Source organism: Streptomyces sp. NPDC002809, from assembly GCF_040295435.1.
In the GTDB taxonomy this organism is placed as follows: Bacteria; Actinomycetota; Actinomycetes; order Streptomycetales; family Streptomycetaceae; genus Streptomyces.
The window spans coordinates 60,158-80,551 of sequence record NZ_JBEOVJ010000032.1 but is presented as its reverse complement, the minus strand read 5'-3'; the positions used below and the strand labels follow the sequence as shown (position 1 = coordinate 80,551).

The following is a 20,394-nucleotide window of genomic DNA, read 5'->3' as shown; positions in this document are numbered from 1 at the left end:
GGTCGTGGGGGCCGACGGGCAGGCCCGCCTCAGCCAGGTCGTCTGCGACTACGCGGAGTACGGCAGCCGGGACTGAGGGGCGCACGGGGCGAATCCGTCTCCGGCGGCGCGCGGCGCACCGTCACGTGCTGCCGAGTGGCAGGCTCCCGCCACCTCGAAGATCATGACCCGGTCAGGCTCAGCCCGCTCTTCGCTACGGGAGGCCCACCCCGTGTGGCAGTTCTTCGCGGACAATCCCTGGGTGGCCGTGTTCGCCGTCATCACGGTCGGCGCCCTGCTCGGAATGGTCCGGTTCGGCCCGGTGAAACTCGGTGCGGCCGGTGTCCTGTTCGTCGGCCTGCTGGTCGGGGCACTCGACGAGGACATCGCACCCGCCGTGCCGACCGGCGTCTCGGCGCTGGGTCTGGCTCTGTACGTGTACACCGTGGGTCTCGAATCGGGCCCGGCGTTCTTCCGTGAACTGCGCAGCCAGCTGGCGGTGATGGCCGGTGCGGTGGTGGCGCTCGCGCTCACCGCGGTCGTGGTCGGCTATGTGGGGCACAGCGGCTTCGGGATCAGCGGACCGTTCCTGGCCGGTGGCTACGCGGGCATCGGCACGACCACGCCGGGCCTGGCCGCCGCTCAGGAGGCCTCGGCCGATCCGGCGCAGCCCGCGGTCGGTTACGCGATCGGCTATCCGCTCGCCGTGGTCATCACCATCCTGTTCGTGTCCGCGATCGCGGCCCGCCGCCGCTGGGTGGCCCGCCGGGACCCCGGCTCCGGGCCGCCTCCCGTCCTCGTCACCCGTACGGTCCAGGTGGATCACGAGACGGCGTGGGACGAGGTACCGGGCGTCGCGGACCACCGGGTTCTGGCCAGCGAGTACCGCCCCGAGGGCGGCGACGTACTGGTGGCGCGCGGACTCGGGCGGCTGCGCCCCGGTGACCTGATCGTGCTGGTCGGCGGCGAGGACGACGTACGCGCGGCGACCGAACGGCTGGGCTCGCCCGCCCCCGTCCACCTCCTCGACAACCGGCGGACGGTCGACTACCGCCGGATCCTGCTCACGAACCCGGCACTCGCGGGCCACACGATCGCCGAACTCGGTCTCGGCGAGCGTTACGGGGCGGCGGTCAGCCGGGTCCGTCGCGGCGATGTCGACATGCTCGCCCATGACGACCTGGTGCTCCAGCTGGACGACCGGGTACGCGTGGTGATGCCGCGCGAACGGATCACCGAGGTCTCCACGTATCTCGGCGACACGGAGACGAAGGTCAGCGAGGTGAGCGCGGTGAGCCTCGGGCTCGGGCTCACGCTCGGCTTCCTGATCGCCATCCCCTCGTTCACCGTCGGCTCCACCACCCTCGCCCTCGGGACGGGTGCCGGGCCGCTGGTGATGGGCATGATCCTGGGCTGGCGGCGTCGTACCGGCCCGCTGGTGTGGACCCTGCCGACCCGGGCCAACCTGACGCTTCGCCAGCTCGGGCTGCTGCTGTTCCTCGCGGTCGTCGGCCTCACCTCCGGCTACTCCTTCCGCCAGAACGCGTTCTCCCTGTTCGGTCTGAAGCTGGTTGCCGTCCTGGTGATCGGGGCGGTGGTCAGCTACACGCTCATGGTGCTGATCGCGAAGGCGCTCGGGCAGAGCCGGGAGCGGACGATGGGCCTGCTGTCCGGGTACGTCGGCAACCCGGCGATCACCGCATACGCCAACAGCCGGGTCAGTGACAGCCGCGTCAACAGCGGGTACTCGACGCTGTTCGCGCTGGCCATCCTCGTCAAGATCGTCTGCATCCAGCTGATCGTCGGGCTCTGACCTCGGCGTCCGCCGTCTCAGGTCACTGCCCCGTCGGGGTCGCCTTCCAGGAGCAGGGCAGCAAACAGCGCGTCGATCCCGTCCTGCGCAGTGCACGCACCGGGCAGGAGAAGTGGCGCATCCCCCTGTCCGAGGTCAAGTCCGTACCCGGCAGCAACGGCGCCACGCACGGGGCTCCCCCGGCGGCCCCCATCCCGGACACCGCCCTCCTGCTCCCTCGCCTCGACGGCGAGCGCGGCAGCCCTCACCGGCTGATCCCCGGCGGGCGGCCCAAGGGCGCCCGCGGCCTTGCGGTCACCTCATGGCCGGAAAGGCCGCGACGGCCGCCACCTGCCGGAAAAGCTCCCACGGGCGCCGCCGCGACGGCCTCGGTCCGCGTCGTACGACGAATGCCGGGGAGGTGGTCCCGCCCGTCCCGTCGTGCGGTCGCAGGACATCCCGCACGCCTCTACTGCGTCTGCAGTAGCCGGGATTGTCCGCAGCCGCATGACGCCCTGACCGGGGTGGTCCCAGGAGGCTTGAGGAGTTCCCGAGACAGATGTGGAGTCCCTCTTCCATGGCGACATTCTTGTACCGACTGGGCCGGGCGGCCTTCGGACGGCGCCGATACGTAGTGCTGCTGTGGCTGGCGGTCCTGGCGGCCATCGGCTTCGGCGCGGTCAGCGCCCCCGCGGCCCCCGACGACTCCTCGTCGATGCCGGGGACCGAGTCCCAGCGGGCGTTCGACCTCATGGACGAGCGGTTCCCCGGCGCCGAGGCGGACGGGGCCGGCGCCCAGATCGTCTTCGTCGCCCCGGACGGCCGGAAGGTCACCGCCACCGAATACCGGCAGGCCATCGACGCGACGGTGGCCGAGATCACCACGGACGCGCAGGTCGCCGGAGCCGTGGACCCCTTCTCCGCGCACGCCGTGAGCAAGGACGGCTCGACGGCGTACACGAGCGTCACGTACAAGGTGGCGGCCGACGACCTGACGGACGCCGGCAGGCAGCAGCTGCAGGACGCCATCGACCGGGCCGAGGACGCCGGGCTGACGGTGGAGGCCCGCGGGACGGCGTTGTCGGGCTCCGTCGGGGCAGGCGGGATCGGTGAGGCCGCGGGCGTCGTGGTGGCAGCGCTGGTACTGCTGATCACGTTCGGTTCGCTGGCCGCCGCCGGGGTTCCGCTGCTCACCGCCGTCCTCGGAGTCGGTGTCAGCCTGGCCTCGATCATGGCCCTGGGCAGCGCGCTCGGGCTGTCCTCGTCGACCGGGTCGCTGGCGAACATGCTGGGTCTCGCGGTCGGGATCGACTACGCGGTCTTCGTCATCGCCCGCTACCGGGAGGAGCGCGCCAAGGGGCGCGACGCCGAGGAGGCGGCAGGTCTGGCCGTCGGCACCGCCGGGTCCGCCGTCGTCTTCGCCGGTCTGACCGTCGTGATCGCACTGGCCGGACTCGCGGTCGCGGGAGTCCCGACCCTGACCAAAATGGGCCTGGCGGCCTCGGGCGGCGTCCTCGTCGCCGTGCTGGTCGCACTGACCCTGGTGCCCGCGCTGCTCGGCTTCTGGCCGGACGCGGTGCTGGCCCGCCGGGAGCGCAAGGGCAGGAGGAAGCCCGGGCAGACGGGCCGCGTCGGCGCGGCCTGGGCACGGTTCGTACTGCGCCGGCCGCTTCCCGTGCTGATCCTCTCCGTGCTGGGACTCGGAGTGCTCGCCGTACCGGTCATGGATCTGCAGCTGGGCATGCCCGGCGACGAGGCCAAGGCCACGTCGACCACCGAGCGTCGCGCCTACGACGATCTGGCCGACGCGTTCGGGCCCGGCTTCAACGGTCCGCTGACCATCGTGGTCGACGCCTCGCACGCCGCCGACCCGAAGGCCGCGGTCGGCACGATCTCCGAGAAGATCGCCGGGACCGAGGGGGTCGTCTCCGTCTCCGCGGCCCGGTTCAACCAGGCGGGCGACACCGCGATCCTGTCCGCCACCCCGTCCACCGCGCCGACCAGCGAGCAGACCAAGGAGCTCGTCGGCACCATCCGTGACGACCGCCCCGGCATGGAGTCCGGCACCGATGCGACCTTCGAGGTCACCGGCAGCACAGCGGCGAACATCGACATGGCGCAGAAGATGAGCGACGCGCTCATCCCCTACCTGATCGTCGTGGTGGGGCTGGCCATCCTGCTCCTGACGGTGGTCTTCCGCTCGATCCTCGTACCGATCAAGGCCGCCGCCGGCTTCCTGCTCTCGGTGCTCGCCTCGTTGGGAGCTGTCGTCGCGGTCTTCCAGTGGGGCTGGGCCGCCGACCTGCTCGGCGTGCAGCAGACCGGCCCGATCATGAGCATGATGCCGATCTTCCTGGTGGGCATCGTCTTCGGCCTGGCCATGGACTACGAGGTCTTCCTCGTCTCGCGGATCCGGGAGGCGTACGTCCACGGGGAAGGGCCCGGTCAGGCGATCGTCAGCGGGTTCCGGCACAGCTCCCGGGTCGTGGTGGCGGCCGCACTGATCATGACAGCCGTGTTCGCCGGGTTCGTCACCGCCGAGGAATCCATGATCAAGACGATCGGCTTCGGCCTGGCCATCGCGGTGCTGTTCGACGCCGTCGTCGTACGCATGGCCCTGGTGCCCGCCGTCCTTGCGCTGCTCGGGAACCGGGCGTGGTGGCTGCCTCGCCGGCTGGGCCGGCTGCTGCCGCGCGTGGACATCGAGGGCGAGGCCCTCACGCACCATGCACCCCTCCCGCCCGCCGAGGCCGAGGACCGCACCCCGGCAGGTGTCTGACAGCCGCCCGCCGCTCGGGCAGGGCCGTCCATCACTGACCGGCCCCCCGGTCGGGCGCCACGCCCGACACCGACCCGCCTCACCGGCAGGGCCGCCCGTTCACCACGGGCGGCCCTGCCCGCGCGACACCCGGGTCCCCTGCCCGAGCGCGCGACACCGGGGGCCCCTGCCCGCGCGGACACGGCCCGTCCCGCACGATGGACCACGAGTCCCTCTCATCGGAGACCTGATGCCCAACCGCTTCCAGCGCCATCTGCGGGACAACCCGCGAGCCGTCGACTTCCTCGTGATCCCCGCCGTGTTCGCCGTGGCCGTCTTCGCCAGCGTGGTCGGCACCTGGGGAACCACCGCCGAACAGCTCGACTGGCGCCCCGGGGCGGCTCTGGCGGTCATCGCCTGTACAGCCCTGTGGTGGCACCGCAGCCATCCCCGAGTCGTCGCCGCGGTCACAGCCGTCTGCGCCAGTGCGGCCTCCGGCTTCGGATATCTGGGGACCCCGCTCCTGCTCGCGCCGGCCATGGCCGGGCTCTACTGGCTGGCCACCGAGACCGACCGGAAGACCGCCCGCCTCTACGGACTCGCCGCCATCGCCCTCCTGGTGCCCACGGCCCTGATCACCGACCGGTACTCCAACATCGTCCTGGCCACGCTCAACCCCGCCGTCTCGCTGCTGCTGCCGGTCGCCTGGGGTTCGGGGGTCCGGTTGCGCCGTGCCTACCTGGAGTCGCTGCACACCCGCGCCGAGCACGCCGAACGCACGCGTGAGGAGGAGGCGCGCCACCGCGTCGCCGAGGAGCGCGTCCGTATCGCCCGTGAGCTGCACGACGTCGTCGCCCACCACCTGGCCCTCGCCAACGCCCAGGCGGGCACGGCCGCCCATCTGGTGCGCCGCAACCCCGGGCAGGCCGAACACCTCATCACCGAACTGGCCGGCACCACCTCGTCGGCGCTTCGCGAACTCAAGGCCACCGTCGGCCTGTTGCGCAGCCCCGACGACCCGGACTCGCCGCTCGAACCCGCACCCGGGCTCGCCCACCTGCCCGACCTGATCACGGCGCACGAATCCGCCGGCCTGCGCGTCACCGTCACCACCGAGGGGGACGAGCGCCCCCTGGCGCCGGGGGTGGACCTCACCGCGTACCGGATCATCCAGGAGGCCCTCACCAACGTCACCAAGCACGCCGCCTCCCCCGGCGCACACGTCACCCTCGCCTACTCCGGCAGTCTGCTGACCATCACGGTCAGCGACGACGGGAGCGGTATGGGAGCCCCGGAGCCGGCGGGCCGGGACAGCGGTTTCGGGCTGATCGGCATGCGCGAGCGGGCCCGGTCCGCCGGCGGCCGCTTCCACGCGGGCCGGCGACCCGACGGCGGCTTCACCGTCACGGCCGAACTGCCCCTGAACTTCTGATCCCCGAAGGGAACCCGATGCCTCTCCGCGTCCTCCTCGCCGATGACCAGGCCCTGTTGAGGGCCACATTCCGCATGCTGATCGACTCCTGCGACGACATGGAGGTCGTCGGTGAGGCCGCCGACGGCGCGCAGGCCGTCGAGCTCACCCGCGCCCTCCGCCCGGACCTCGTGGTCATGGACATCCGGATGCCGGGCACCGACGGGCTGGAAGCCACCACCGCCATCTGCGCGGACCCCGAGCTGACAGCGACCCGGATCCTGATCCTGACGACCTTCGAGACCGACGAGTACGTCGCCCGCGCCCTGCGCGCGGGCGCGAGCGGATTCCTCGGGAAGGACGTCTCGGCGGACGCGCTCCTCGACGGCATCCGCACCGTCGTCTCCGGTGAGGCGCTGCTGTCCCCCGCGGCCACGCAGATGCTCGTCACCCGCTTCCTCGCCACGCCCGAGCCCGAGACCGGTGGGGCGCTTCCCGGTCGGCTGGCCGCCCTCACCCCGCGCGAACGCGAGGTGACGGCCCTGGCCGCCCACGGCAGGTCCAACGCCGAGATCGCCGATTCCCTGTTCCTCAGCCCGCTCACCGTACGCACCCACATCCAGCGCGCCATGAACAAGCTCGACGCCCGGGACCGTGCCCAACTCGTCGTCCTCGCCTACCGGTCCGGGCTCGTCCGGCCCGGCCCATCGGCTGCGGGCTGATGCCTATGCCTGCACCGGGACCGGCCGGCCGGCCGTCCGTCCGTTCAGACGGCGCGGTCGGCGGCGAACGGGCCGTCGTCGGTGAACACCAGGCCGGCGAAGCGGTCGCCGATGCGGCGGTGGGTGGCGGCGTCCGGGTGGAGCGCGTCGGGCAGCGGTAGTTCGGCGAGATCCTTCTCGCCGTAGAGGCTGCGGCCGTCGAGGTAGTGGAGGTTCGGGTCGTCGGCCGAGCGCTGCGTCACGAGGCGGCTCAATTCGTCCCGGATGATGTTGAGCGTCAGCTTTCCGGCGGCACGTTCCGCGGGGTCGCCCATGGCCGTGAACCGGAGCCTGCCCTCGGCGAGGTTGCTGAAGTCGGGGGCGCTGGGGCCGGGGGTGTCCTCGTGGATGGGACACAGGACGGGCGAGACGACCAGCAACGGGGCGTCCGGATGCCCCTCGCGGATGGTGTCGAGGAAGCCGTGCACCGCCGGAGCGAAGGCGCGCAGGCGCATCAGGTCCGCGTTGACGAGGTTGATGCCGATCTTGACGCTGATCAGGTCCGCGGGGGTGTCGCGCATCGCGCGGGCGGTGAAGGGATCGAGCAGAGCGCTGCCGCCCAGGCCCAGGTTGATGAGCTCCACGCCACCGACGGAGGCGGCGAGGGCCGGCCAGGTGGTGGAGGGGCTCGCCGCGTTGGAACCGTGGCTGATCGAGCTGCCGTGGTGCAGCCACACCCGTCGTCCGCGGTCCGGCGCGGGCTCGACGGAGGCGTCGGTGCGCAGCGCGACGAGTTCGGTGCTCTCGTTGTACGGCAGCCAGAGCTCGACGTCCTTGGCGCCTTCGCCCAGACCGTCGAACCGAACGGTGCCCACCGGGCCGCGCCGGACGTCGACGGACCCGGTGGTCATGTCGGCGATGAGGACGTTGCCGCCACTCGCGTCGGCCTGTCCGGCGAGGCGTCCGTCGACGAGGAGGTCGTACACACCGTCGGGGCGGGGCGGCGCGCCCGTGTACTCCGTCTTGGTACGCAGAGCGTCCAGCTCGATGACGTCGGCCCGGGTACGGAACACCAGCCGTACGCCGGAGGGCTGGGCCTCCGCCATGGCCAGCTGGCCGTCGGCGCACTGCGCTCGGGCCCACGCGGGCAGCCGGTGCGGGCGCAGGCCGCGCTCGGTCCGCTCCAGGTCGAGCGCGCCGCGCAGAAGGTCCGCGGTGATCGGTGTGGTGATCCAACTGGGCTCAGTGTGCATGTCCCTACCTGCTACTCGTGACGTCTGAAGTCTTCGGTCCCGGCCGGCGACGGCCATCGCCGGCCGGCCGGGAATCGTGGTCAGGGTGCGGGCCAGTTCCGCAGCAGCGCGTCCAGTGCGTCCTTGACCCGGGTCCAGGACTCCTGAGAGTCGGGGGCGCTGTGGCTGAAGCCGCCCTGCAGCTCCAGGCTGACGTAACCGTGGAAGACGCTGCCCAGCAGCCGGACCGCGTGCGTCTGGTCCGGTTCCGTCAGGTCGTAGCCGCGCAGGATCGCCCGCGTCATCCGGGCGTGCCGACCACCGGCACTGGCGGCCGCCGCCTCCGGATCGAGCCTGTACTGGGCCGCGGCATAACGGCCGGGATGCTCACGGGCGTAGTCGCGGTAGACGTCCGCGAAGGCGCTCAGGGCGTCCTTGCCGGCCCGGCCCGCCAGGGCGGCCGCGCCACGGTCGGCGAGCTCCTCCAGGGCGAGCAGGGCGATCCTGGTCCGGAGGTCGTGCGAGTTCTTCAGGTGCGAGTACAGACTGGCGACCTTGACGTCGAACCGCCGGGCGAGCGCCGACACGGTCACCTGCTCGAAACCGACCTCGTCGGCCAGCTCCGCCCCGGCCTGGGCCAGGCGGTCCGGGGTCAGTCCTGCACGCACCATGCTCATCTCCCTGTTCGGCATCACCCACTATGCAGATACCTAATACCTTTAGGCAAATGAGTCGGTCACCTAGCCACGGTCCGCCCTCGTACGCGCCTCGCAGCCATGCGGCCCTTGGAGCGAGAAGGCGTCAGCCCTGACGGCCGGGGAGCATGGCCAGGGCCTTGGAGCGCTGTACGACGAGGTCGGCGTAGGTGCCGTCGCGCTCGGCCCAGCGGTGCATGAGAACCCGCTCGACCAGGATCTCGTCCGGAGTGGGGTTCTGCGAGAGCAGCTGCATGACCTCGGCGGCGAAGTCGTCGAGCGGCAGTGCGTGAGGGTTCACCTTCTCCTGGCCCGCTGTGGCGACGGCCGGGGGAATGAGCTCGACGACACTGACGCCTGTGCCGTCGAGCTGCGCGCGCAACGCCTCGGAGTAGGCGTGTACCGCGGCCTTCGAGGCAGCGTAGGCGGGCATGGGCGGGAACGGCAGGAAGGCGATGCCGGACGTGACGGTGACGAAGGTGCCGGCGCCGCGTCGGACGAGTTGCGGGGTGAAGGCGTCGACGACCCGGATGGTGCCGACCAGGTTGGTCTCGATGGTCGTCTGCGCCGCCTCGAAGTGCTCCGGGTCGAGCAGGTCCTCCAGAAGCATCACGCCCGACATGATCACTACGGTGTCCAGCTCGGGGTACCGGGCGAGTACGGCGTCCCGGGCACGTGCGACGGAGGCGCCGTCGGTGACATCGATGCCGAACGCGCCGATGCCCTCGTCGGACAGTTCGGTGAGCGCCTCCGCGCTGCGCCCGCCGACGGCCACGGTGCTGCCCGCCGCGGCGAACCGACGTGCCAGTTCCCGGCCGATGCCGGAAGTTCCGCCGATGATGAGAACGGTGCGGTTGGAGAGTTCCACGTGAGGTCTTCCCTTCGGTTCGGACCACCGCCGGTTCAGGCCCCCGGCGCCATTCAGCGATGGCCTCTGTACTTCTTCGATCAGTGACTCAGTAAGTCTTGACGGCATCCACCGAGCGTGGGAGGTCCCCCGTCTTCCCTGGTCCTGACAGGGCCCCCCCCGAGAGGCGCGCACCGCATTACGGTGGATCCATGAAGAACGAGGGAGCCGAGCACCGGCTCGGCAGCTACCTCCGCGCACGGCGCGAGCTGGTCTCCCCGGCGCAGGCGGGGCTCCCGCCCGGCGGTGGCAACCGCCGCGTCCCCGGCCTGCGCCGTGAGGAAGTCGCCCTGCTCGCCGGAATCAGCCCCGACTACTACCTGCGCCTGGAACGGGGCCGTGACGGCAACCCCTCGCCCCAGGTCCTCGAATCACTCGCGCGCGTCCTGCGTCTCGACGACGTCGAGCGGACCTATCTGCTCGGCCTCACGGCAGCCCGCCCAAGGGCGCCGCGCCGCAAACGGCCCGAGCAAGTACCGGCGCGGGTGCACGAGCTCCTCGCCCACCTCTCGATCCCGGCGTTCGTCGAGGGGCGCGCCTTCGACGTCCTGGCCTCCAACCCCATGGCCGTCGCTCTCTCCCCGCGCCTGCGGCCCGGCCAGAACCGGCTCCGTTCCCTCTTCCTCGATGCCGAGGAACAAGCATTTCAGCAGGACTGGGAGAAAGCCGCCGCCAGCTTCATCGCCGCTCTCCGAACCACCATCGGGGACGACACCGACAACCCCCGCTTCGTCGAACTCGTCGGAGAACTCGCACTGTCCAGTCAGCGGTTCCGCACCCTGTGGGCCCGACACGACGTCCGCAACCTCGATGGAGGCACCGTCACCGTCCACCACCCCGTCGTCGGTGAGCTACGGCTCCACCGCGACAAACTCCCCGTCGACGACGTCATCCTCGCCATCTACTACCCCGACAAGGACAGCGACAGCGACGAGAAACTGCACCTTCTCGCCGCACTCTCACCGGCGAGCCCACCGGCACAGCACACACCGGGCCCCTGAAGTCCTCTCCCCGGCAGCCGGGATGAAGGCAGGAGGCGCCCCCGGCTGCGATGCCTGCGTGTCGTCCGGGAGAGCTTCGCGCAGCCGCCCCACGACACGGCATGACGAGGTGCGGCCCCCGTCCTCCGCAACGCCGCGCGGTCGCCTCGCACTCCGGCAACCGGCGCGGCTACCCTCGACAACTCACGTACTCCACAAGGCCGGTGACGAGTAAGCAGTCGTCGGCTCCGTCGGAGCCATGTCGCCGCGCGCCCGATCGTGGCGCGCCACCAGGGAGCGGAGACCTTTCATGTCCACGGAGACCGGCCCGGCCGTCGATGCCGGGCCGCGCAGCCACAGGATCGTCCCGGGTCCGAAGGGGCTGCCCCTTCTCGGGAACATGCCGCAGTTCGCCAAGAACCCTCTCGCGTTCTTCGAGCGGCTGCGCGCCCACGGCGACATGGTGCAGTGGCGCTTCGGCCGCAACTCCTGTGTGTTCGTGGCAGATCCGGAGTGCATAGGCGATCTGCTCACCGAGACGGAACGCACCTTCGACCAGCCCGGGCTCGGCATCGCCTTCCGTACCGTGATGGGCAACGGCGTCGTGGTGGCGCGCGGCAGCGACTGGCGGCGCAAGCGGTCGCTGGTCCAGCCGTCCGTACGGCCCAAGCAGGTGCGGTCGTACGCGGCGACCATGGCGGACAGCACGGTGGATCTCGCGGACACCTGGTCGGGCGGCGAACGCATCGACATCAAGCGGGAGATGGCGGCACTGACGCAGAAGATCGCCGTCCGCACCATCTTCGGCGTCGACACCCCCGCGGACGCCGAGGCGATGGGCCGGGCCATGGACGTGGCACAGGCGGAGATCGGCAAGGAGTTCGCGGGCATCGGCGCACTGCTGCCGGACTGGGTGCCGACTCCCGGACGGGCCAGGATCAAGAAGGCCGCCGCGGTCATCGACGCCGAGGTGGGCCGGGTCGTCGCCCGGCATCGCGACGGCGGGGACGACCGCCCGGACCTGCTCAGCCGCCTGCTCACCGCTGTCGACGAGACGGGGGCGCGGCTCACGGACCAGGAGATCCGCGACGAGACGGTCACGCTGTACATCGGCGGCCACGAGACGACGAGTTCGACGCTGGTGTGGGCCTGGTACCTGCTGTCCCGCAATCCCGGGGCGCGGGCCGCGCTGACCGAGGAGCTGGACCGGGTGCTCGGTGACCGCGAGCCGGGGTTCGACGACTACGCCCGGCTCACCTGCACCCAGGCGGTGGTCAAGGAGACGCTGCGGCTGTATCCGACGATCTGGCTGGTCACCGGGGTCGCGCAGGAAGGGGCGCGGATCGGCGGAGTGCCGATGCCGGAGGGCACCAGGGTGTGGAGCAGTCAGTGGGCCACGCACCGGGACGAGCGGTGGTTCCCCGAGCCGGAGGAGTTCCGCCCGGAGCGCTGGGACGCGGACGCGGGCGACGAGATCGCGGAGTACGCCTGGTTCCCGTTCGGCGGCGGCCCCCGGGTCTGCCTGGGCACCCGGTTCGCGATGGTCGAGGCGGTGCTGATCCTGGCGGTGCTCGCCCGCCGCTTCGACCTGGATGTGGATCCGGGCACGGTCGACCCCGTGCCGTCCCTGACGTTGCAGCCGGACCGCGAGATGCTGGCCACGGTCCGGGCGCGGTAGCTCCTGCCCGCTGCTGCCCGTCCGCGCGGTGCGGCCGGCCGGCCGACGCCGACCGCAGCGACGACGACGGGCAGCAACGGCGGGCAGCTACGGCAGCGGCACGGCAGCGGCATGACGACAGATACTGAACCGATATGTCCGAACTATCGCCATGAAACGGGCATACCGTTCAGAATGTCCGTGTCGGCCGTACCGGCCACCGGGGCCCTCGGGCCACGTCCGCAGGCCACGACCGCAGGCTGTCGATCCAAGGGGAGAAACATCATGCGTCCGAGTTCCGCTCTCACCGCCGCGCTCACCGCGGCGGCCGCCCTGGCCGTGACGGCCACCGGAGCGTCGGCCGCGGCCGGCGCGGCCTCCACCGGGGCGCCGGTCCGCCCGGTCCACTGCCAGGAGAAGTCGCTCAGGATCTCCGCCTCGCCGGGTGGGCAGCACAACGTGGCGCGGATCGCCGTCACCAACCGGGGCGGCCGCACCTGTGTCGTGGACCGTATCCCGACGATCACGTTCCGGGGCCTGGACGGCTCGGCCCAGCCCGTCCCGCCCGCCACCAGCGGTTCGTACGTGCTCTCGCCGGGCGAGCGCGGATACGCCGCCGTCCGCACGGCTGAGCGCGGTACCACCCAGGGGCATGTGGTCCGCAGCCTGTCGGTGGCGGCGGACCCCGCGCACTACGGGGTCACCTTCGGCGCGGCCGCTGTGGGCATGGACCGGGGCATCCGCGTCTGGGAGCCGGTGACCACCCTGTGGCACACCTCGCGGGGCGCTGCGGACCGGGCCCTGGCCGGCGCGACGCACTGACCGTACGAGGGCGGGGAGACGGAGCCGTGAACGGCTGTGACTCCCCGCCCCGCAGACGCGCTACAGCGTGACCGTGCCTGTTCCCTCGGCCGTCCTGCCCGTCGGCTCCGCCACCACGCGGTACGGGCGGTCCGTGCCCTGGGAAGTGACGGTCAGGGTCTCCCCGTCCCGCACCACCCGGAACTCGGCGGCTGTTTCGCCCGTCAGGTCCGGCACCGTGACGGACCTGCTGTCACCCGCGGCCGCACCACCGAAGACCCGCAGCGTGAGCCCGTCCAGCCAGTCGCTGTCGGGACGCTGGTCGTCGGCACCCCACGGGAGCACCGCGCCGGGGCGCACCAGGACAGGCAGGCTGTCGAAGCCGTGGGTCTCGTGGCGCCAGACCGGCCCGGTGACGGTCTCACCGGTCAGCAGGACGGTCCAGGTGCCCTCGGGCACGTAGTACTCGACCTGTCCGTCCTCCGTGAAGACGGGCGCGACCAGCAGGTCGGGCCCGAGCATGTACTGGCGGTCCAGCATCCGTGTCGTCGGGTCGCCGGGGAACTCCAGCAGCATGGGGCGCATCATCGGGACGCCCGTGCGGTGGGCGGTCGCGGCCGCCCCGTACAGGTACGGCATCAGCCGGTGCTTGAGCAGGGTGAACTTCCGGGCGACGTCCACCGCCTCCTCGCCGAACGCCCACGGCACCCGGTAGGACACGTTGCCGTGCAGCCGGCTGTGCGAGGACATCAGGCCGAAGGCGAGCCACCGCTTGAAGACCGCCGGGTCGGGCGTGCCCTCGAAGCCGCCGATGTCGTGGCTCCAGAAGCCGAAGCCGGACAGGCTCAGCGAGAGTCCGCCGCGCAGCGACTCGGCCATGGCTGTGAACGAGGCGAAGCAGTCGCCGCCCCAGTGCACGGGGAACTGCTGGCCGCCTGCCGTGGCCGAGCGGGCGAAGAGCACCGCCTCGCCGTGGCCCCGCTCCTTCTCCAGGAGTTCGAAGACCGTGCGGTTGTAGATCTGCGCGTAGTAGTTGTGCATCCGCTCCGGGTCGGAGCCGTCGTGCCAGACGACGTCGGTGGGGATGCGCTCGCCGAAGTCCGTCTTGAAGCAGTCGACGCCCTGGTCGAGCAGGACGCGGAGTTTGCTGTTGTACCACTCGCGCGCCGCAGGGTTGGTGAAGTCGACCAGGGCCATGCCGGGCTGCCACAGGTCCCACTGCCAGATGTTGCCATCGGGTCTGCGCACCAGGTAGCCGAGTTCGGCGCCCTCCGCGAACAGTGCGGACTTCTGGGCGATGTACGGGTTGATCCACATGCTGATCCGCAGGCCGCGTTCCTTGAGCCGGGCCAGCATGCCCTCCGGGTCGGGGAAGACCTCGGGGTCCCAGAGGAAGTCCGACCACTGGTACTCGCGCATCCAGAAGCAGTCGAAGTGGAAGACGGAGAGCGGGATGTCGCGCTCGGCCATGCCGTCGACGAAGGAGGTGACGGTCTCCTCGTCGTACGAGGTGCAGAAGGAGGTGGTGAGCCAGAGGCCGAAGGACCACGCCGGCGGCAGGGCTGGGCGGCCGGTGAGCGCGGTGTAGCGGGCCAGCACCTCCTTGGGCGTCGGCCCGGCGACGATGTAGTACTCCAGCGACTGGTCCTCGACGCTGAACTGCACCTGGCCGACCGACTCCGAGCCGATCTCGAAGGAGACCTTGCCGGGGTGGTTGACGAAGACGCCGTAGCCGCGTGACGAGAGGTAGAACGGGATGTTCTTGTAGGCCAGTTCGCTGCTGGTGCCGCCGTCGGCCTGCCAGATGTCGACGGTCTGGCCGTTCTTGACGTACGGGGTGAACCGCTCGCCGAGGCCGTAGACGTTCTCGCCGATATCCAGGGCGAGTTGGGCCAGCATGTGGTGGGCGCCGTCCGGCGTGGTGGCGAAGGCGGTGCCCTTGGCGTCGACTCCGGTGAGGCGCCGGCCCTCGGCGTCGAGGAAGGTCAGGCCCCAGGGACCGTCACCGTCCGTGCGCAGGGTCAGCGGGCCGCTGGTCAGTTCGGTGACCGCGCCGTCCCGCCGGGTACGGGCCCCGGCGGCCGCCGCGTCGAGGCCGGGGAGGACGAAGTCGGGTCCGCGGTGCACCGTGCCGGCGTGGTGGGTGGTGCGCACGCCGATGACTCCCTCGGCCGGGGAGAAGCATTCGACCGTGATGAGCGGGGTGTTGAGGGTGTCGCCGCGCTCGGCCACATGCTTGACCGCCGCGTAGGCGGTGAACTGACCTTCGCCGACGTGCAGATCGCGGATCTCGGTCGCGTAGGAGGCGCGTACGCCCTCACGCATGAGCCAGAAGCCGTCGGTGAACTTCATGCGGACTCCTTGCCGGGGGCAACTGGTTGGGGAGAGGCGGGGACAGCGGCGCGCGGAGCGGTCCGGTTCACCGGGCGTCCCCGGTGAAGGCGATCCGGGCGAGGCGCACCGTGCCGCTCAGAGTGACGCGCAGGTCTCCGGTGCCGGAGGCGTTCAGCCCGGCGTGGACGGTGCGGTAGTCGTACGCTCCGTCGGTGGCGGCGACCGGGACGGTGACAGTGGTGCCGTCGACGGTGATCCGTACGGCCCCCTCCCCCGACGCGGACACCTCGACGCCACTCACCCCGGACGCGAAGTCGCAGCGGCGGTAAAGGAGTTCGTTGCTGTCGGCGACGGCGGTGACCACGTCACCGTCGGTCTTCGTGCGGTCGACGATCTCGGTGCCCAGCTGCTCGTCGTAGTCGGCGGCGTCCAGACCGCGTGCCAGGACGGCGCGCGGTCCGGCCGGGTCGCCGTCGACGGTGACGACGGCGATGAGCCGGATGTCCGCACTGGAGGCGCCTGCCTGGATCTCGTACGTTCCCGGGTCGACGGTCCAGCGGCCGTGCGCCACGTCCCAGTGGCCGAGCTCGGCGACGGGGACGGTGAGGTCGACGCGCTCCGCGGCGCCGGGCGCCAGGTGCAGCCGGCGGTGGCCCGCCAGCTGGCGCAGGGGCCGGGCGACGGACGGAGCCACCGCGCGCACGTACAGCTGGGCGACCTCGTCCGCGGCGACGGCCCCGGTGTTGGTGACGGTCAGCGACACCCGCAGGAGGTCGCCGTCGCGGTCGGCGTTCAGGGCGCTGTAGGTGAACTCGCTGTACGACAGGCCGTGGCCGAACGAGTAGAGCGGGGCGCCTTCGTAGTAGAGGTAGGTCTGGCGGGAGCCGATGATGTCGTAGTCCAGCAGACCGGGCAGTTCCGCGTCGGAGGTGTACCAGGTCTGCGGCAGCCGGCCGGCCGGCGAGACGTCACCCGCGAGGACGCGGGCGAGCGCGGTTCCGGCGGCCTGCCCCCCGTGCGCGGTCCACAGGAGTGCGGGGAGCGTGGCCGCCGCGTCGGTGAGTGCGTACGGGTAGGCGGAGGTGACCGCGAGGACCGTGCGCGGGTTGGCGGCGTGGGCGGCGCGCCACAGGCGTTCCTGCTGGGCGGGGAGGTCGAGGGTGGTGCGGTCCTCGGTCTCACGGCCGTTGATGTGCGCGTCGTTTCCGGCCACCACGACCACGACGTCGGCGGCGGCCGCCGCGCGGGCGACGGCGTCCTCGCCGCGCTCGGTGACCTCCAGCTCGAAGACCGTTCCGGCGGCCCGGTCGGAGCCGGAAACTTCCTCGCCCGGGGCGGCAACCTTTACACCGTCGGCGGCAACAGAGACATACCTACCCGTTCCCACGTGCAGAAGGCGGTGACCGTCCGCATGGCCCTCCGCCGCCTCCCAGCGGAACGTCTCCTGGACGATCCAGCCGCCCGGCTCGTCCGCAGAGGCGCGTACGAAGCCGTCCTCCGCGACGGAGAGATAGCGTCCGGCCGGTTCCCGCAGGGTGATCACGCCATTGCCCCAGTCCACGAGCGCCAGCTCGGACGGGGTGTCGCCACAGGTCAGCGGCGGCAGGTCGGTGCGGCCCGCGAGCAGTGCCGGGTCGAGGGCGCCCTCCGCGCCGCGCACCGGCTCCTGGCTCTCGTCCACCGTGGGAATCTGCAGCCAGCCGTCCGCGCACTTCAGCCGGACCAGGTCCGCGCCCTCCGCGAAGACGATGCGGTCGGCGCCGAAGCGTTCCCGCAGTCCGTCGAGCGGGGTGGAGCGGTGGATGAGCGTACCGCTGTACCAGTCGAGCTTGCAGGCGTCCGCGAGGAGCCCGACGACGGCGACGGTCTTCCCGGCGGCGGGGTCGAGCGGCAGCAACCCGTCGTTCTTGAGCAGCACGACGGCCTGCTCGGCGGCCTCCAGGGCGAGCGCCCGGTGGCCCTCGGTGTCGAAGTCGGCGGTGTCCGCGTACGGGTCGATCTCGGGGTCGAACTCGCCGAGCGAGAAGCGGAGTTCGAGCAGCCGTCGGACGGCGGTGTCGATGTCGTGCTCGTCGAGGAGTCCGCGCTCCAGGGCGCCGCGAATGCGGCCGGTCATGACTGCGGAGTCCTGGCCGTGGTCGGTGAAGCTGTCGACACCGGCGCGCAGGGAGGCGGCCGTCGCCTCTTCGTGGGTGTCGAAGTAGTGCTCGGAGTCAACGAGGTTGGACGGCGCCCCGGCGTCGGAGCAGACCACCAGGGACCGGTCGGTCCAGGCGCGCAACTGCTGGGAGAGCAGCGGCGAGACGTGGTTGGGACGCCCGTTGACCAGGTTGTACGCGGGCATGACGCCGGCCACCGCGCCCGCCTGCACGGCGTCACGGAAGGCCTTGAGGTCGTACTCGTGCAGAACCCGCGGGCTGACCGAGGACGAGGTGACGTCGCGGCCGGTCTCGTTGTTGTGCGCGAGCCAGTGCTTGAGGACGGGGGCGGTCCGCCAGTAGAGCGGGTGGTCGCCGCGCAGCCCCCGGGTGTACGCGACCGCGATGGCGGAGGTCAGTCCGGCGTCCTCGGAGTACCCCTCCTCGCCGCGTCCCCACAGTGGGTTGCGCAGCAGATTCACGGTCGGGGCCCAGACGTTGAGGCCGACGCGGTCGTCCTGGGCACGCTTGGCGCGGACCTCGTTGCCGACGGCCTCGCCGACCCGGCGCACCAGTTCGTCGTTCCAGGTGGCGCCGAGTCCCACGGCCTGCGGGAACACGGTCGCCGGACCCATCCAGGCCACACCGTGCAGGGCCTCCTGGCCGGTCCGGAAGGCGCCGAGTCCGAGCCGGTCGACCGCCGGAGCGAACTGGTGCAGCATCGCGATCCGCTCGTCGAGCGTGAGCTGCTGAAGCAGATCCTCGACGCGCTCGGCGAAGGTCAGCTGCGGGTCGCGGAAGGGCTGCGGTTGTTCCGTCACGTGCGGGTCCCCTTGGAGAGGTGGGAGGTATTCCGGTTCCTGTGCCTCGTACGGGCGACCGAGGAGCCTGGGAAGATCTTTCGAAGCGCTTCGATGCTCCGTGGCAAACCCCGCGCATGTCAAGGGCCCGTCCCCGACCTCCGTACGCGACGACCTCCCATTGCGCCAGGAAACGGTTCGGAAACAGGTCGGAGGAATCTGGAAACGGACTCTTGTGCGGCTGAGGCCCTTCACTTAACCTCGCTGCAACATCGAAGCGCTTCGACAGAGCTTCGATGGGGCGCCCGGCGCCCGTGAACTCCCCGGGACGGCGACAGGTTCTGCCGCTTCCCTGTTGAACCGCTTCACCTGCGGCCGGTCACGCCGGCTCAGTCAGCAACGCTCCACCTCAGACACAGGAACCGAACGGCGGTCGCCCGCCACGTGTCGTCCTGGTGCGCCTCGAAGGGTTGACGCAATGACGCCGAATTCCACCCCCTCCTCCACGGCTCCGAGCCGGAGAAGCTTCCTCGCCACGGGCGCGGTCGCCGCTGTCGCCGTGGCCGGCGGGGTACCGCTGCTCGCCGCGTGCGGCGGCTCCGGCTCCGGTTCCAAGGACAAGGAGGGCGCGACGACGGGCAAGGCGCTCCAGAAGGTCGTGCCGGCCTACGCCCCGCTGAACCTGGTCCAGCCCGACGTCGCGGGCGTCAACGGTTCGAGCCCCGGCTTCACCAAGCTGCCCGACCCGCTGGTCGTCTCCGTGAAGTCGGTCCCGGGCAAGGGATCGTCGTTCCGGGTCATGACGCCGCTGTGGGGCACCGTCCCGAAGAAGAACAACCCGTACTACACAGCGGTCAACAAGGCGGTCGGCGCCACGCTCAACTTCGACCCGCAGGACGGCAACACGTACCAGGACAAGATCGGCGCGGTCCTCGCCGGCTCGGACATCCCGGACGTCATGACCATCCCCGGCTGGAACATGCAGGGACAGATCCGCAACGCGATCACCGCCAAGTTCGCGGACCTGTCCCCCTACCTGGCCGGCGAAGCCGCCAAGAAGTACCCGAACCTGGCGAACATCCCGACCGGCGCCTGGCAGTACTCCGTCTTCGGCGGCAAGCTGCGCGGCCTGCCCATGCCGACGCCGGTCATCGGCAACGCGCTCTTCTACCGCAAGGACCTGATCGGCTCCGGGGCCGTACCGGCCAGCGCCGACGACCTGCTGGCCTTCGGCAAGGAGCACACCGCTCCCAAGCAGAAGGTCTGGGCGTTCGACGACCTCTGGACCTGCATCCAGATGATCTTCGGTGTGCTCCCCGACGCGCCGCACTACTGGCAGTTGGAGAACGGCAAGCTGGTCCACAAGATCGAGACGAAGGAGTACCGCGAGGCCCTGGCCTTCGCCCGCAAGCTCCACGACGGCGGGTACGTCCACCCGGACGCCGAGGCCGGCAAGGACGCCGACGCGAAGATCCGCTTCACCAGCGGTCATGTCGTGATGTACAACGACGGCACCGGTGGCTGGAAGGGCATGGTCACCGAGCAGGCGGCCGCGAACCCCGAGTTCGACATGCAGGCGCTCGACTTCTTCGGCGCAGACGGCGGCAAGCCGACCCTGTGGCAGTCCGACCCGGCGGGCATCTTCACCTTCCTCAGCAAGAAGCTCCCCAAGGAGAAGATCGAGGAGTTCCTCGCGATCGCCGACTACGCCGCAGCGCCGTACGGCACCGAGGAGTTCATGCTCACCAACTACGGCGTCAAGGGCACCCACTACACGATCAAGGACGGCGCCCCGACCTACACCCCGCAGGGTGTCGAGGAGGCTCAGCCCTCCACCTTCCTGTTCCTCGCCTCTCCGCCCACCTCCATCGCCTACCCGGACCAGCCGCAGCTGGCCAAGGACTACGCGGGCTGGATGGCGCGCCAGGCCCCGAACATCAAGAAGCCCCTCTTCTTCGGCATGCAGGTCGTCGAGCCGCAGCGGTACGCCTCCCTGTACACGCCCTTCGACGACCTCCAGAAGGACATCCGCCGCGGCCGCAAGAAGGTCAGCGACATCGACGAGGCCGTGAACACCTGGAAGAAGAGCGGCGGCGACAAGCTGCGCGCCTGGTACCAGGACGTTCTCGACAAGAACGGCTCCGGCGTCTGACACGTACGACACGCACCGGCCGTACGCAGGACAGCAAGAAGGCCGCCGGGCGCACGA

Annotated in this window: 13 protein-coding genes; 8 read left to right on the top strand and 5 right to left on the bottom strand. The window is 71.0% G+C overall.

The window, feature by feature from the left end:
- The first annotated feature begins 211 nt into the window (after positions 1-211).
- The 4 genes from ABT025_RS20505 (at position 212) to ABT025_RS20490 (ending at position 6,662) form a co-directional block, all read left to right on the top strand.
- Positions 212-1,792 carry an aspartate:alanine exchanger family transporter gene (locus ABT025_RS20505; protein ID WP_350996136.1) on the top strand — a complete coding sequence of 527 codons (1,581 nt, stop codon included), beginning with the start codon at positions 212-214 and terminating at the stop codon, positions 1,790-1,792.
- 556 nt (positions 1,793-2,348) lie between these two features.
- Entirely contained in the window at positions 2,349-4,550 is a 2,202-nt protein-coding gene (locus ABT025_RS20500) for an MMPL family transporter (protein WP_350996133.1), read from the top strand.
- 229 nt (positions 4,551-4,779) lie between these two features.
- The gene (locus ABT025_RS20495) at positions 4,780-5,961 is read left to right on the top strand and encodes a sensor histidine kinase (protein WP_350996130.1); all 1,182 of its coding nucleotides are present in this window, start codon (positions 4,780-4,782) and stop codon (positions 5,959-5,961) included.
- Positions 5,962-5,978: 17 nt separating this feature from the next.
- Positions 5,979-6,662: a response regulator transcription factor gene (locus ABT025_RS20490; RefSeq protein ID WP_350996127.1), complete on the top strand. Its 684-nt coding sequence runs from the start codon at positions 5,979-5,981 to the stop codon at positions 6,660-6,662.
- 44 nt (positions 6,663-6,706) lie between these two features.
- Here ABT025_RS20490 and ABT025_RS20485 read toward each other — a convergent pair whose 3' ends face one another.
- The 3 genes from ABT025_RS20485 to ABT025_RS20475 form a co-directional block, all read right to left on the bottom strand.
- Positions 6,707-7,894, bottom strand: coding sequence for a GDSL-type esterase/lipase family protein (locus ABT025_RS20485; RefSeq protein WP_350996124.1), 1,188 nt, complete (start codon positions 7,892-7,894; stop codon positions 6,707-6,709).
- Between the two features lie 80 nt (positions 7,895-7,974).
- The gene (locus ABT025_RS20480; RefSeq protein WP_350996121.1) at positions 7,975-8,544 is read right to left on the bottom strand and encodes a TetR/AcrR family transcriptional regulator; all 570 of its coding nucleotides are present in this window, start codon (positions 8,542-8,544) and stop codon (positions 7,975-7,977) included.
- Positions 8,545-8,674: 130 nt separating this feature from the next.
- Positions 8,675-9,436 carry an SDR family oxidoreductase gene (locus ABT025_RS20475; RefSeq protein ID WP_350996118.1) on the bottom strand — a complete coding sequence of 254 codons (762 nt, stop codon included), beginning with the start codon at positions 9,434-9,436 and terminating at the stop codon, positions 8,675-8,677.
- Positions 9,437-9,627: 191 nt separating this feature from the next.
- Between ABT025_RS20475 and ABT025_RS20470 the strand changes: the two genes are divergently transcribed.
- The 3 genes from ABT025_RS20470 to ABT025_RS20460 all read left to right on the top strand — a co-directional run bounded on the left by ABT025_RS20470 (position 9,628) and on the right by ABT025_RS20460 (position 12,934).
- The gene (locus ABT025_RS20470; protein ID WP_350996115.1) at positions 9,628-10,476 is read left to right on the top strand and encodes a helix-turn-helix transcriptional regulator; all 849 of its coding nucleotides are present in this window, start codon (positions 9,628-9,630) and stop codon (positions 10,474-10,476) included.
- 289 nt (positions 10,477-10,765) lie between these two features.
- Positions 10,766-12,133 carry a cytochrome P450 gene (locus ABT025_RS20465; RefSeq protein WP_350996112.1) on the top strand — a complete coding sequence of 456 codons (1,368 nt, stop codon included), beginning with the start codon at positions 10,766-10,768 and terminating at the stop codon, positions 12,131-12,133.
- Positions 12,134-12,397: 264 nt separating this feature from the next.
- A complete protein-coding gene (locus ABT025_RS20460; RefSeq protein WP_350996109.1) occupies positions 12,398-12,934 on the top strand; it encodes a DUF4232 domain-containing protein in 537 nt (178 codons plus the stop codon).
- 60 nt (positions 12,935-12,994) lie between these two features.
- Here the strand turns inward: ABT025_RS20460 and yicI are convergent, their stop codons facing one another.
- Together yicI and ABT025_RS20450 are read right to left on the bottom strand one after the other, a co-directional pair.
- Positions 12,995-15,265 (bottom strand): alpha-xylosidase, encoded by a 2,271-nt coding sequence (yicI, locus tag ABT025_RS20455; RefSeq protein ID WP_350996106.1) that lies wholly within the window; start codon positions 15,263-15,265, stop codon positions 12,995-12,997.
- Between the two features lie 67 nt (positions 15,266-15,332).
- Complete coding sequence (locus tag ABT025_RS20450; RefSeq protein ID WP_350996103.1) at positions 15,333-18,206, bottom strand: glycoside hydrolase family 3 C-terminal domain-containing protein; 2,874 nt, start codon at positions 18,204-18,206, stop codon at positions 15,333-15,335.
- A gap of 457 nt (positions 18,207-18,663) precedes the next feature.
- Between ABT025_RS20450 and ABT025_RS20445 the strand changes: the two genes are divergently transcribed.
- Positions 18,664-20,337 (top strand): extracellular solute-binding protein, encoded by a 1,674-nt coding sequence (locus tag ABT025_RS20445; RefSeq protein ID WP_350996100.1) that lies wholly within the window; start codon positions 18,664-18,666, stop codon positions 20,335-20,337.
- Positions 20,338-20,394: the final 57 nt, after the last annotated feature.